10 protein-coding genes are annotated in these 13,021 nt (G+C 73.1%); 5 read left to right on the top strand and 5 right to left on the bottom strand.

All coding sequences use genetic code 11. The features are described from left to right. Window positions 1–4: 4 nt before the first annotated feature. Entirely contained in the window at window positions 5–637 is a 633-nt protein-coding gene (locus BLV05_RS17330) for a class I SAM-dependent methyltransferase (RefSeq protein WP_046769768.1), read from the top strand. A 9-nt stretch (window positions 638–646) separates the two neighbouring features. Here the strand turns inward: BLV05_RS17330 and BLV05_RS17325 are convergent, their stop codons facing one another. Then, window positions 647–1,747, bottom strand: coding sequence for a cation diffusion facilitator family transporter (locus tag BLV05_RS17325; RefSeq protein WP_083421333.1), 1,101 nt, complete (start codon window positions 1,745–1,747; stop codon window positions 647–649). A 59-nt stretch (window positions 1,748–1,806) separates the two neighbouring features. On the opposite strand from BLV05_RS17325, the gene BLV05_RS17320 reads away from it, so the two are divergent. Then, window positions 1,807–2,193, top strand: a complete 387-nt coding sequence (locus tag BLV05_RS17320) for an ArsR/SmtB family transcription factor (RefSeq protein ID WP_046769770.1) — start codon at window positions 1,807–1,809, stop codon at window positions 2,191–2,193. A 119-nt stretch (window positions 2,194–2,312) separates the two neighbouring features. Then, the gene (locus BLV05_RS17315) at window positions 2,313–3,719 is read left to right on the top strand and encodes an IS1380 family transposase (RefSeq protein WP_172860593.1); all 1,407 of its coding nucleotides are present in this window, start codon (window positions 2,313–2,315) and stop codon (window positions 3,717–3,719) included. Between the two features lie 148 nt (window positions 3,720–3,867). Here BLV05_RS17315 and BLV05_RS17310 read toward each other — a convergent pair whose 3' ends face one another. Beyond that, window positions 3,868–4,917, bottom strand: coding sequence for an iron-siderophore ABC transporter substrate-binding protein (locus BLV05_RS17310; RefSeq protein ID WP_052763058.1), 1,050 nt, complete (start codon window positions 4,915–4,917; stop codon window positions 3,868–3,870). A gap of 55 nt (window positions 4,918–4,972) precedes the next feature. On the opposite strand from BLV05_RS17310, the gene BLV05_RS17305 reads away from it, so the two are divergent. Continuing rightward, window positions 4,973–5,758 (top strand): MBL fold metallo-hydrolase, encoded by a 786-nt coding sequence (locus tag BLV05_RS17305; RefSeq protein ID WP_052763059.1) that lies wholly within the window; start codon window positions 4,973–4,975, stop codon window positions 5,756–5,758. Window positions 5,759–6,110: 352 nt separating this feature from the next. Here BLV05_RS17305 and BLV05_RS17300 read toward each other — a convergent pair whose 3' ends face one another. After that, the gene (locus tag BLV05_RS17300; RefSeq protein WP_046772138.1) at window positions 6,111–9,110 is read right to left on the bottom strand and encodes a glycine--tRNA ligase; all 3,000 of its coding nucleotides are present in this window, start codon (window positions 9,108–9,110) and stop codon (window positions 6,111–6,113) included. Between the two features lie 18 nt (window positions 9,111–9,128). Continuing rightward, the gene (locus BLV05_RS17295) at window positions 9,129–9,953 is read right to left on the bottom strand and encodes a methyltransferase domain-containing protein (RefSeq protein WP_231948834.1); all 825 of its coding nucleotides are present in this window, start codon (window positions 9,951–9,953) and stop codon (window positions 9,129–9,131) included. A 39-nt stretch (window positions 9,954–9,992) separates the two neighbouring features. On the opposite strand from BLV05_RS17295, the gene yaaA reads away from it, so the two are divergent. Beyond that, on the top strand, window positions 9,993–10,790 hold the full coding sequence (gene yaaA, locus BLV05_RS17290; RefSeq protein WP_046772101.1) for a peroxide stress protein YaaA: 798 nt from the start codon (window positions 9,993–9,995) through the stop codon (window positions 10,788–10,790). A gap of 4 nt (window positions 10,791–10,794) precedes the next feature. Here yaaA and BLV05_RS17285 read toward each other — a convergent pair whose 3' ends face one another. Further along, on the bottom strand, window positions 10,795–12,963 hold the full coding sequence (locus BLV05_RS17285; RefSeq protein WP_082155738.1) for a polysaccharide deacetylase family protein: 2,169 nt from the start codon (window positions 12,961–12,963) through the stop codon (window positions 10,795–10,797). Between the last annotated feature and the right edge of the window lie 58 nt (window positions 12,964–13,021).

Genomic DNA, 13,021 nt, shown 5'->3' with positions numbered 1-13,021 from the left:
GATCGTGACCGACCAGCGTGACACCGACCCCAAGGAGATCGTCCGGCGCGGCTACGACGCCGCCTCACGCCATTACCGCGCCGACGACGCCGCCCCCGAGACCCATCGGGCGTGGGTCGCCGAGCTGACCGGCCGGCTGCCGGCCCACGCAAGCGTCCTTGACCTGGGCTGCGGCAACGGCGTCCCGGTCGCCCGCGACCTCGCCGCCGCCGGGTTCGCCGTCACGGGCGTCGACCTCAGCGAGGTGCAGATCGCCCGCGCCCGCGCGCTGGTGCCCGGCGCGACGTTCCTTGCGGCCGACGCGACCACCGTCGACCTGCCGGCGGGGAGCTTCGACGCGGTCGTGTGCCTGTACGCGCTGATCCACATCCCGCTGGAGGAGCAGCCGCCGCTGCTGGAGCGGATCGCCGGCTGGCTGCGGCCCGGCGGCCTGTTCGTCGCCACCACCGGCCACGACGCCTGGACCGGCGCCGAGGAGGACTGGCTCGGCGGCGGCGCCACGATGTGGTGGAGCCACGCCGACGCCGCGACGTACCGGGAGTGGCTCGCGGCCGCCGGATTCACCGTCGAGCGGCAGGAGTTCGTCCCCGAGGGCGACAGCGGGCACGAGCTGTTCTGGGCCGCCGTGCCGCGCTGACGGCCGGGGTCAGCCGCCCGCGTGGTGGGCGGTCAGCTCGTGCGCGTGCTCGGGGACGACGCCGTCGTAGGCCGGGTTGATGTGCACGACGACGTGGCCGAGGTGCCGGACGCGGTGCAGCAGGGCGTGGTGGACGATCTCGGCGATGCGGTGCCCCTCGGCGACGGTGGCGGCGCCGTCGACGTTGACGTCGACGTCGGCCTCCAAACGGTGGCCGGTCCACCGCGCCCGCACCCGCCCGACGCCGTGGACGCCGTCGACCCGGGCCGCGACCGACTCGATCGCCTCGACGGTGCCGTCGTCGACGCCGTCCATGAGCCGGCGGAAGATCGTCCGGCAGGAGCCGGCCAGGATCCACACGATCGCCAGCCCGACGACCAGCCCGACCAGGGCGTCCGCCCGCGGGAACCCGAGCCACACCCCCGCGACACCGACCACGACGACCAGCGACGTGAGGCCGTCGGCGCGGGCGTGGTGGCCCTCGGCGACCAGCGCGGCCGACCCGATGCGGCGGCCGATGCGGATGCGGTAGACGGCGACGGCCTCGTTGCCGGCGGCGCCGATCAGCGCGGCCGCGAGCACCCAGCCGAGGTTGGTCAGCTCGCGCGGCTCGACCAGCGCGCGCACCGACTCGACGATGATCAGCGCCGCCGACGCCGCGATGACCAGCGCGATCAGCACGCCGGAGAGGTCCTCGGCGCGCCGGAAGCCGTACGGGTAGCGGCGGGTCGGCGCCCGCCGGCCCAGGCGGAACGCGATGAGCAGCGGGATCGTGGTGATCGCGTGCCCCAGGTTGTGCACGGTGTCGGCCAGCAACCCGACCGACCCGCTCACGGCGACGATGACCAGCTGCAGCGCGGCCGTCGCCATCATGCCGGCCAGCCCGATCCACGCCGCCCGGATGCCGGCGCCGCTGGCCTCCTCGGCGCTCTGGATCGCCTCCGTCGCGTCGTGCGAGTGCGGGGTCAGCGCGTGCCGCAGCCGCGCGAGCCGGCCGCCGCGGCCCGCACTCCCCCGCCCCGCGCCGCCGCCGTCCCCGTCCCCGTGCCCATGCCCATGGCCGTGTCCGTCGCCGTGCCCATGGCCCGTCCCTCGCTGCTCTCTCCGCACACCATCAGCATATCTGCGCACCTACGCAGATAAGCAAGTGCGCGGAGTAGACTCCCCTCGTGCACGAGACCATCGACGGCTTCCACATGCCCGGCGCCGACCAGGTCGAGCGGGCGGCCGGCGCGCTGCGCATGCTCTCCGACCCCACCCGGCTGAAGCTGATGTGGGCGCTCTTGCAGGGCGAGTCGTCGGTGAACCATCTGGCGGAGCTGGTCGACGCGAGCCCGAGCGCCGTCAGCCAGCACCTGGCCAAGCTGCGGCTGTCGGGGCTGGTGCTCAGCCGCCGCGACGGCACGTTCGTGTTCTACCACGCGGCCGACACCCACGTGCGCCAGCTGCTCGAGCAGGCGCTGTTCCACGCCGACCACGCCCACGGCGAGCACCCGCGCGAGGACGACCCGCACCATGTCCACGACATCGGGGCCACCCCGGCCCCGACGGCTTAGCCTCGATCCGTGGACTGGCTGGCTGGTCGTTCGGTGTGGTGACGAAGAAAGTGCCTTCTGTGCAGGGAGGATCTGGATTGTCTAGGTCCTGATCGCCACTGCTGCGGAAGGCACTCTCGGTGCGACTATCTCACGTCTGGTCGAAGGCGATGCCGAGGTTCGATGACGAGAATCTCGTGTCGTGCGCGGGGCTGGTGCCGGTGATGGCCTTGGCCGAGCAGGCTGGCCTGTCCGAGCTGATCTCGTCCAAGGTCGCGGTCGGCTCGGTGAGGGTGAAGTCGGCCGGCGTGAACCCGGCGGGCAAGATCACCTCGATCGTGGCGGGGATGGCTGCCGGCGCGGACTGCATCGACGATCTGGACGTGGTCCGTTCCGGCGGGATGGGCCGGTTGTTCGGCGGCGTGTATGCGCCGGCCACGCTGGGGCAGTTCCTGCGGGAGTTCACCCATGGCCATGCCCTGCAGTTGGCCTCGGTCGCGCGGGCGCATCTGGTCGGCCTCGTCACGACGACGGGGCTGTTGCCCGGGATCGGGACTCGGGCGTTCGTCGACATCGATTCGCTGCTGCGCCCGGTCTACGGGCACGCCAAGCAGGGCGCCAGCTTCGGGCACACCAAGATCGCCGGGCGGCAGGTGCTCCGCAAGGGCCTGTCGCCGCTGGCCACCAGCATCAGTACCGAGCACGGTGCGCCGGTGGTGGCCGGGATCCGGCTACGGGCCGGGCGGGCCGGTTCCGGGAAGGGCGCGGCGACGATGGTCGCCGAGGCGATCCGGACCGCCCGCGCCGCCGGCGCGGCGGGTGAGATCCTGGTCCGCGGTGATTCGGCCTACGGCAACAGCGTCGTCGTCGGCGCCTGCGTGAGGGCGGGGGCCCGGTTCTCCGTGGCGCTGACCAAGAACCGTGCGGTGAGCAGGGCGATCGCGACCATCCCCGCCGACGCGTGGACACCGGTGCACTACCCCGGCGCGGTCGTCGACCCGGACACCGGGCAGTTGATCTCCGACGCCCACGTCGCCGAAGTACCGTTCACCGCGTTCGGCTCCAAGGCCAAGAAGCACCAGGTCACCGCCCGGCTGATCGTGCGCCGGGTCCGCGACCGCGCCAAGACCGATGAACTGTTCCCGGTCTGGCGGCACCACCCGTTCTTCACCGACAACACCGAACCGACCGCCGACGCGGACATCACCCACCGCGCGCACGCGATCATCGAGACCGTGTTCGCCGACCTCATCGACGGGCCGCTGGCCCACCTGCCGTCTGGCCGGTTCGCCGCGAACGCCGCCTGGGCGACCTGCGCCGCGATGACCCACAACCTGCTCCGCGCCGCCGGCACCCTGACCAGTCCGCGGCATGCCGTCGCGCGCGGCGCGACACTGCGCCGACAGATCGTCACCGTGCCCGCCCGGCTGGCCCGCCCGCAACGCCGCCGCGTGTTGCACCTGCCCACGCACTGGCCCTGGGCCCAGCAGTGGACCCGCCTCTGGAACCACGTGCTCGCCACCGGGCCACCCGCCGCGGCGGCCTGACCGTCGACCACCGCCCGCACCGGGCCCCGACCGGACACCGACACGTGGAAGAGCTGGGCAGACCAGCCGACCAGCCCTGCCCACGACCCCGATCAAGATCAACAGTCAGGAGCGAAGATCACCCGATAGCCCTTCCACGGATCGAGGCTTAGGCCGCGCCCATCGTCTCGGCCAGCTGCGGCACCAGGTGCTCCAGCGCGTAGGGCAGGCTGAGCACCGTCGACCACGTCAGAGCGCCCGCCACCAGCGGGTCCTCGATGTAGAGCACCCGGCCGTCCTGCACGACCTGGAGCTGGTCGTAGAGCGGCTTCTCCTCGATCTGCGCGCGCAGGTCGGGCTCGTGGCCGATGTTCCAGACCAGCAGCTCGCGGTCGAGCTGGGTCATCAGCTCGTCGCTGACGGGCGCGCCGTCGAGGTCACCGGCCAGCTCGGCGAGGTCGGCGGGGAGCACGAAGCCGAGCTGCGTCATGAAGACGGTGCGCGGGTCGGTGGCGCTGCGGACGAACGACGAGCCGGGCTCGAACAGCTCCGCGACGACCATCTCGACGCCCTCGAACTCCGGGTTCGCCGCGGCCGCCTCGGCGAACTGCGCGTCGACGTCGGCGATCAGCTCCTCGGCACGGTCGGCCTGGCCGAGGATCTGCCCGACCATGCGGGCGGTCTCCTGCCACGGCATGCCGTACTCGGGGTAGTCCGGCGACGACGCGACCGTCGGCGCGATGACCGACAGCGTGTCGTACTCCTCCTGCGTCATGCCGGTGTACAGGCCGATGATGAGGTCGGGCTCCAGGTCGGCGATGGTCTCGTAGTCGAACGCCTGCATGCCGGTGAACGCGCCCTCGTTCATGACGAGGGGCTCGGCGTCGCCCAGCTCGTCCTCGGCCCACGGCCAGGTGGCGTGGTCGTAGTCGCCGTACCAGTCGGTGACGGCGATCGGCGCGACGCCGAAGGCCAGCACGGCATCCTGGTCGCTGAAGCCCAGCGTGATGACCCGCTCCGGCGCCTCGGACAGCTCGGTGCTGCCGTAGCGGTGCTCGACGGAGGCGGGGAACTCCCCGGTCGCCGTGTCGCTGGTGGCGTCCGGCTCGCCGGTCGCGGTGCTGCCGTCGTCGCCGTCGTCACCCCCGCACGCGGCGAGGAGCAGGAGCGGAACCGTCAGAGCAAGGGCGAGCCGGCGGCCCGCGGCGGTGAACGACATGAGCCAAAGGATAGGCTTACCTGACCGACTGCCGCGCACCGGGTACCGTCGTGGGATGGCCGGCCTCGCCGAGGTGACCGGGGACGTCCTGGTCGCCACCCACGCGTTCTGCATCAGTACGACCACCGTGGTGATCGGCGCCGAGGGCGGCTGCTTGGTGGTCGATCCGGGCGTCACGCCGGCCGAGCTGTCCGACCTCGCCGCCGCTTTGGCTTCCCGCCGGCTGCACGCCGTGGCCGGGTTCGCGACGCACCCGCACTGGGACCACGTCCTGTGGAGCCGCTCCCTCGGCGACGACGTGCCCCGCTTCGCGACGGCGGCCTGCGTGGCCGCTTCGGCGGCAGGGCGCGACCGCGACCTGGCCGAGGCCCTCGTCGAGGCACCGGAAACGGACGGCGACCGGTTCGCCCGGCTCGCTGCCTTGCCCCGGGATGGCGTTGTCGTCCCGTGGCGCGGCCCGCGGGTGGACGTCGTCGAGCATCGGGCGCACGCGCGCGGGCACGCCGCACTGGTCGTCGGAGGCGCCGGCGTGCTGGTCGCCGGGGACCTGTGCTCGGACGTGGAGGTGCCGCTGCTGGACCTCGACGCCGCCGACCCGCTCGGCGACTACCACCACGCGCTGGACCTGCTCGACTCCCTCGCCGGCGACGTGCGGTACGTCGTGCCAGGTCACGGCCACGTGGGCGACGGCGCGGAGCTGCGCCGCCGCCTCGCCGCCGACCGCCGCTACCTCGACGAACTCGCCGCCGGCCGCGGCGACGACGACCCGCGGCTGACGCAGGGCTGGCTGGTCCGCGACCACCGCGCCCAGCGCGCCGCGCTGAGCAAAACGATCAGGTGACGAAGTCGCCGCGTTTGAGCCTGTTGCTTTTTGAAAGATGAGAACGATGTTCATCCACGGGGCAACTTGGCCGCTGCAAAGGCGCTGGTCAGCGAGGTGGGCTTTCGCCATTTGATCAAGGGCCCTCCACTTGGGCCTATTTTCAGCCCGTTTTCGCGTTGTTCCCCCCACCTCGCCTGGACGGAGCCTCATTCAGCAACAGGCTCGTTTCCCCGTCACTTCGTCACCTGATCGTTTTCTGTCCGCATGCTGGAGATGATCAGGTGACGAACCAGCCACCCACCCGCGCGCTGTGTCACCTGATCATCTTCGCGAAGTTGATCAGGTGACAATGCGGGCGTGAGGCGGCGCGTCAGCCGAGGGCGGTGTCGAGGGCGGCCCAGTCGACGGTGCGGGGGCTGTGCGCGCCGATGGTGGCCAGCAGGCCGAGCCGGGACGAGCGCACCGCCGGGTCCTCCGCCATGACGAGGATGTCGTCGAAGAACGCGTTGACCGGGTCGGCCAGCGCGGCGGCGGCGTCAGCGAACTCGCCGACCGGGCGGCCGGACCGGTCGCCCAGCGCCGCGACCGCTTCGACCAGGCGCTGCTCGGCCGGCTCGGTCAGGACGGCGGCGTCGTAGGCGGCCGCGGTGCCTGCCGGGACGATGCGGTTGATCCGCTGCAGCGCCGCCACCAGCGCCCGGAACCACTCGTCGCCGGCCCGCGAGCGCAGCGCCGCCAGGGTCGCGACGGCCTGGCCGGGGGCGTCGGCGCCGGGGAGGACGGCGGTGACGAAGTCGGCCGGGACCTCCTCGTCGCGCAACTGCTGGGCGAACCGGGCGACGACGAACTCGCGCGCCGCGGTCACCGCGGAGTCGGCGACCTCGATGCCCTGGGCGCGCAGCCGGTCGGCCGCGACCGCGAGCCCGCCGTCGACCGTCACGCCGGAAAGGGCCGGCGTCTCGCGCAGGATCCGCACGACGCCGAGGGCGGCGCGCCGGAGCCCGAACGGGTCGGAGCTGCCGGTCGGCTTGGCGCCGAGCGCGAACATGGCCATGAGCAGGTCGAACCGGTCGGCCAGCGCCAGCACGGCACCCGGAACCGAGACCGGCAGCGCGTCGGCCGTCGACCGCGGCAGCTCCATCTCGAACAGCGCCTGCCCGACGGCGGGCGTCTCACCCGCGCGGACGGCGTACTCGCGGGCCATGACGCCGGCGAGGCTGGACAGCTCGACCACCATCTGCGACGAGAGGTCGAACTTGGCCAGCGCGGCGGCCCGCTCCAGCGCGGCGGCGTCGTCGGTGGACAGCTCGACGCCCTTGGCGAGGTCGGCGGCGATGGTCTCGATGCGGGCGGCCCGCTCGGCCACGGAGCCGAGCTTCTCCTCGAACGTCAGCTTCGTCAGACCGGCCTTGAACTGCTCCAACGGCACCTCGAGGTCGGCCCGCCAGAAGAACGCGGCGTCCTCGTACCGGGCCCGCAGCACACCCTCGTTGCCGGCGCGGACGAGGTCGGCCTCGACCGACCCGTTGGCGACGGCGACGAAGTGCGGCAGCAGCGCACCGTCGGCCGAGCGGACCGGCAGGTAGCGCTGGTGCTTGCGCATGACCGTGGTGAGGATCTGCTCGGGCAGCTCGAGGTACCGGGTGTCGAACCCGCCGAGCAGCGCGTTCGGCTCCTCGACCAGGTTGGTGATCTCGTCGACCAGCCCGGCCTCGGCGTCGGTGTCGACGACGCCGCCGACGGTCGCGGCCAGCTCGGAGGCGGCCGAGACGACGGCGGCGCGGCGGACCGCGGGGTCGGCGACGATGCCGTGCCCGGCCAGGAACTCCAGGTACCCGGCGGCCGACGGAACGGTGACGACGGGCTCGGGCGCGGTGCGGTGCACGCGGGTGGTGCGGCCGCTGACCAGCGCGGACACCCGCACCGGCACGACGGTGTCGCCGAGCAGCGCGGTCAGCCAGCGGATCGGCCGGGTGAAGGACAGCGCGGGGTCGCTCCACCGCATGTTCTTCTCCGACCGCAGCTCGGTGACGACCTCGGCCAGCAGGCCGGAGAGCACCTCGACCGCGCCCCGGCCGGCGTCGACCACCCTGACGACGACGTGCTGGTTGCCGCCGAAGTCGGCCGTGGACAGCTCGGAGACGTCGGCGCCCTGGCCGCGGGCGAAGCCGAGCAGCGCCTTCGTCGGGTTGCCGTCGGCGTCGTAGGCGGCCTCGACCCGCGGGCCGCGGACGGTGCGGTCGGCGTCGGGCTCGCGCGGCTCGACGGCGTCGACCTGGACGACGATGCGCCGGGGCGTCCCCACGACGTCGACGGAGCCGTGCCCGAGCCGGGTGGCGCCGAGCTTCGTCGCGACCGCGTCGCGCACCGCGGCCACCGTGTTGGTGACCTCGTGCGGCGGCATCTCCTCGGTGCCGATCTCGAACAGCAGCGGCGCGGCCGCCGTCATCTCGGCCGGCAGGTTCGGCAGCAGCGGCTCGGCGTCGTCGTCGTCGAGACCGGCCCGCGGCACCAGGCCCAGCGGGTGGCCGAGCTCCTCGCGCCGCGCCGTCCACAGCGAGGACACCTCGCGGGCCAGCCCGCGCATGCGCGCGAACGCCTTGGCCCGCTCGGTCGTGCTGATGGCGCCGCGGGCGTCGAGGACGTTGAACGTGTGCGAGCACTTGAGCACGTAGACGTGCGCCGGCACCGGCAGCCGCTCGGCGATCATCCGCTCGGCCTCGGCGGCGTAGACGTCGAACAGCCGGCGGTTGGCCTCGATGTCGGCGTCGTCGAGGTAGTAGCGCGACATCTCGTACTCGGCCTGGCCGAACGCCTCGCCGTAGGAGATGCCGGGCGCGTACTCGATGTCCTTGAAGTGGCTGACGCCCTGCAGCGCCATGATGATGCGCTCGATGCCGTAGGTGATCTCGACCGAGACGGGGTCGAGGGTCTGCCCGCCGGCCTGCTGGAAGTAGGTGAACTGGGTGATCTCGAGGCCGTCGAGCCAGACCTCCCAGCCCAGGCCCCAGGCACCGAGGGCGGGCGAGGCCCAGTTGTCCTCGACGAACCGGATGTCGTGGGCGTGGATGTCGATGCCCAGCGCCTCGAGGCTGGCGAGGTAGATCTCCTGCGGGTCGCCCGGGTCGGGCTTGAGGATGACCTGGAACTGGGTGTGCGTCTGCAGGCGGTTCGGGTTCTCGCCGTATCGCGCGTCGTCGGGCCGGACACTGGGCTCGACGTAGGCGACGTGCCAGGGCTCCGGACCCAGCACCCGGAGGATGGTGGCGGGGTTCATCGTCCCGGCGCCGACCTCGGTGTTGAACGGCTGCACCATGAGGCAGCCCCGGTCGGTCCAGTACTTCGTCAGCGCCAGCAGCGCGTCCTGCATCGTGAGCACCGGGAAAGCCTAGTGGTGCGAGGCCGATGGCACGAACTGGAACCCGGTGACCCGGGCCACGATTTCACCGTGCGGAACGACGAACCAGCCGTCGTCGTGACCGGCCCACTCGCGCCAAGCGGCGGCCAGCCGGTCGAGATCGGACGTGCTCGCCAGGCCGCGGGCGACGGCCTGCTCGGCGAGCGCCGAGGACGTGACCCGGTCGGCCCACAGACCGCCCCACCACGCGCGGTCCGCCGGGGTGGTGAAGCACCAGACACTCGCGGTCGCGGTGACGTCGGACAGGCCGGCCTCGTGCGCCCACGCGAGCAGCCGCCGGCCCGCGTCGGGCTCGCCGCCGTTGCCGAGGGCCAGCGTGCGGTACAGCTCCAGCCATTCGGACAATCCGGGCAGCCGCGGGTACCAGAACATGCCGGCGTAGTCGGAGTCGCGGGCCGCCACGACGCCGTCCGGCCGGGCCACCCGGGCCAGCTCCCGCAGGACGGCGACGGGGTCGGCGACGTGCTGCAGCAGCTGGTGCGCATGGACGACGTCGAACGCCGCCGCGTCGAACGGCAGCGCGGCGGCGTCGCCGGTGACGAACTCGACGGTGGCGTCGCCGGCTCCCGCGCGCGCCGCCGCGATGACCTCGGCCGACGCGTCCAGACCGACCACCCGGCCGGGCGCCACGAGCGACGCGAACTCCGTCGTGATCGTCCCCGGGCCGCAGCCCACGTCGAGCACGTCGGTCCCGGGCGTCAGCCGGTCGCGGAGGTAGGCCGCCGAGTTCGCGACCGTGCGCCACGTGTGCGAGCGCAGCACGCTCTCGTGGTGGCCGTGTGTGTACGACGCCATCGTCATACCGTACGAAAGCCCGGCGGTTAGGCTCCTGGAGTGCTGATCCTGCTGCCGCCGTCGGAGGGCAAGACCGCGCCGGGCGACGGCGAAGCCGCGGTCGACCTGGACGCGTTGTCGTTCCCCGAGCTGACCGGCGACCGCGTAGACCTGCTGGCCGCGCTGGTCCGGCTCTGCCGCACGTCGCCCGAGGCCGCGGCGACGGCGCTCGGGCTCGGCCCGACGCAGGCCGCCGACGTCGAGCGCAACGCCGTGCTGCCGCAGGCGCCGGCCGCGCCGGCCCGCGAGGTGTACTCCGGCGTGCTGTACGACGCGCTCGGCCTGCGGTCGCTGCGCGGCGGCACGGCCCGGCGGGCCGACGAGTCGGTGCTGATCACCAGCGGGCTGTGGGGGCTGCTGCGGCCGTCGGACGTCATCCCGGCGTACCGGCTGGGCGGCGGCGTGAGCCTGCCCGGCGTCGGCCCGCTGGCCGCGTTCTGGCGCCGGCCGCTGGGCAAGAGCCTGCCCGCGGCGGCCGGCGACGAACTGGTCGTCGACCTGCGGTCCAGCACGTACGCGGGGTTCTGGCGGCCGCCGGCCGACGTCGCCGCGCGCACCGTCGTCGTCCGCGTCCTGCACGAGCACGACGGCCGGCGCACCGTCGTCAGCCACCACAACAAGGCGACGAAGGGCCGCATCGTGCGGCGGCTGCTGCAGGACGGCGCACGGGTCGCCACCCCGAAACGGCTGGTCACGGTTCTGACGCGGCTGGGCTGGACGGCGGAGCTGACCCCGCCGTCCGGCCCCGGCCGCCCGGCCACCGTCGACGTCGTGGTGACCGAGGTCGCGACCTCCTGAAGCGTCAGGACAGGATGACGTACGGCTCCGGCGGCTCACCCGGGAAGACCAGCGGCGCGTACGGCACCGGGTTGACGACCACCGGGATCGGGTCGCCGGTCGGGATCAGCCGGTCCGCCACGACCTCGCCACTCGCGTCGACCGTGCCGAAGCAGTAGCCCAGCTCCCGCGCGGCGTCGATGAGCAGCGCCAGTCCTCCGTTCGTCCCCGTGCCCGCCGGTGTGTCGTACGGGCCGTCGTGCAGCGAGATGATCGCGCCCGAGCGCAACTGCGCGACGATCGCGTCGCTGATCTGCTGCGCCGTGCGCTCCGGCACCCAGTCGTCGGTGCCGATGCGGGTCATGTAGGCGGTGTAGCCGAGCTCCGCGATGATCTGCCTGACCTGCGCGTTCGCCGATCCGAACGGCGGCCGGATGCCCTTGAACGAGATCGGCGCGCCGACGGAGGCGAACGCGGCCTCGGCGTCGAGGATCTCCTTGCGGACGGCGTCCGGCCCGCCGGCCGCGAGGGTCTGGTTGAGGTTGGCGTGGCTGAAGGTGTGGTTGAGCAGCTCGTGCCCCTCGGCCAGCTGGAACCGGGCGAACTGCGGGTTGGCCAGGACCCGCGTGCCGGTGTCCATGAACACGCCGGTCACCTGCTTCTCGCGCAGGATCCGCAGCGTCTCGGTGCGGAAATGCGACGGGCCGTCGTCGAACTGGATGGCCAGCCGGTTGTCGCAGGTGTTCGGGACGGACGTGTCGCGCGGGCCGCCGACGTGCGTGCGGGCGGCGGCCGCCACGACCCGGGCGCGGTCCTGACGCGACAGCTCCCCCGAGGCGACGAACTCGTCGGCGGCGGCTCGGGCGGCGGCGACGAACTCGCCGTGCGTCGCGAACGGCTCGCCGGCCCAGACGCGGTCCAGCAGCGTGCAGCCGTCCGGGCCCTCCGGGTTGGCGACGCCGGTCTCGACCCGCGGCGGGCCGAACCACACCGACTCCCGCGGCGACCAGCCGTTCGGGCACTCGTCCGCGGCGGCGGGAGCGACGGCGGCCGCAGCCGACGCCGTCCCCAAAGGAGTCGGGACGATGATCTCGTACGGCTCCGGCGGCAGCCCACCGCCGAACAGCAGCGGCAGGTACGGCACCGCGTTCTCGACCGACGGGATCGGCTCGCCGCTGGACACGTACCGGTCGGCGACGATCGCGCCGGTGCTGTCGAACGTGCCGAAGCACAGCCCGGCCGCCCGGATGTCGTCGATGATCAGCGGCAGCGCCTTCATCAGCTCCGGCCCGGCGACGGTGTCGATCGGCCCGTCGTGCAGGAAGATGTTGCGCCGTCCGTCGGCGATGCCCTCGGCGATGTCGGCGCGCAGCTGCTCCGCCGGCCGGTCCGGCTCCCAGTCCGCCGCGTCGATGTCGCCGCTGATGACGGTGAAGCCGAGCCGCGCCAACTCGGCCCGCACCGACGCGTTCGCCGCGAGGAACGGTGGGCGCATACCGAGGAACGGCCGCTCGACGCCGGCCGCGTCCAGGGCCTCCTCGGTCTTGCGCATCTCGTCGCGCAGCCGCGGGATCGTCACCTGGTTGAGGTTCGGGTGCTCCCACGTGTGGTTCAGCACCAGGTGGCCCTCGAGCCGCTCGAACGCCGGCAGCTGCGGGTTCGCGGCGATGCGCATCCCGGCGTCGAAGAACGTCGCGGTGACCTGCTTCTCGCGCAGGATCGCCAGCGTCTGGTCGCGGTAGAAAGACGGGCCGTCGTCGAACGTCAGCGCGACGCGGTCGGTGCAGGTGTTCGGGATCGAGTCGTCGTGCGGGCCGCCGACGGCCGAGCGCGCGGCGGCGGAGCGGATGGTCGCGGCCTGCTGGGCGTCGAGCAGGCCCAGGTCGCTGAACTCGCGGGTCGCACGGGCGACGGTGCCGACGAACTCGCCGTGGGTGGCGAACGGCTCCTCCGCCCAGACGCGGTCCAGCAGCGTGCAGCCGTCGTCGCGGCCCGGGTTCGGGATCTCGGTGTCGATGCGCGGCGGGCCGAACCACACGGTGGTCTCGGTGGACCAGCCGCCCGGGCACGCGTCCTCCGCGGCCGCGACGGCTTCCGGTTCGGGTGCCGCCGCCGAGGGGCCGATCAGGGCGCCGGCGGTCACCACCGCCAGCGCTCCCGCCGTCGCGAATCGTCCTGCCGTCGTCCTGGCCATGGCCACTCCTTCGGGGGTCGAGGGCGTGCCGAGGGATGCATCTACTCAGGCTGAGCAA

The sequence above is a fragment of the Jiangella alkaliphila genome (assembly GCF_900105925.1).
In the GTDB taxonomy this organism is placed as follows: Bacteria; Actinomycetota; Actinomycetes; order Jiangellales; family Jiangellaceae; genus Jiangella; species Jiangella alkaliphila.
Note: the sequence above shows the minus strand (reverse complement) of the source record. Positions and strands in the feature narration are given on the sequence as shown.

Coding starts and splice junctions, on each gene's coding strand:
- BLV05_RS17310 (WP_052763058.1), bottom strand. CDS start 4,917: ATGTCGTTCACCGCCGCGGGCCGCCGGCTCGCCCTTGCTCTGACGGTT.
- BLV05_RS17305 (WP_052763059.1), top strand. CDS start 4,973: ATGGCCGGCCTCGCCGAGGTGACCGGGGACGTCCTGGTCGCCACCCAC.
- BLV05_RS17300 (WP_046772138.1), bottom strand. CDS start 9,110: ATGCAGGACGCGCTGCTGGCGCTGACGAAGTACTGGACCGACCGGGGC.
- BLV05_RS17295 (WP_231948834.1), bottom strand. CDS start 9,953: ATGGCGTCGTACACACACGGCCACCACGAGAGCGTGCTGCGCTCGCAC.
- BLV05_RS17285 (WP_082155738.1), bottom strand. CDS start 12,963: ATGGCCAGGACGACGGCAGGACGATTCGCGACGGCGGGAGCGCTGGCG.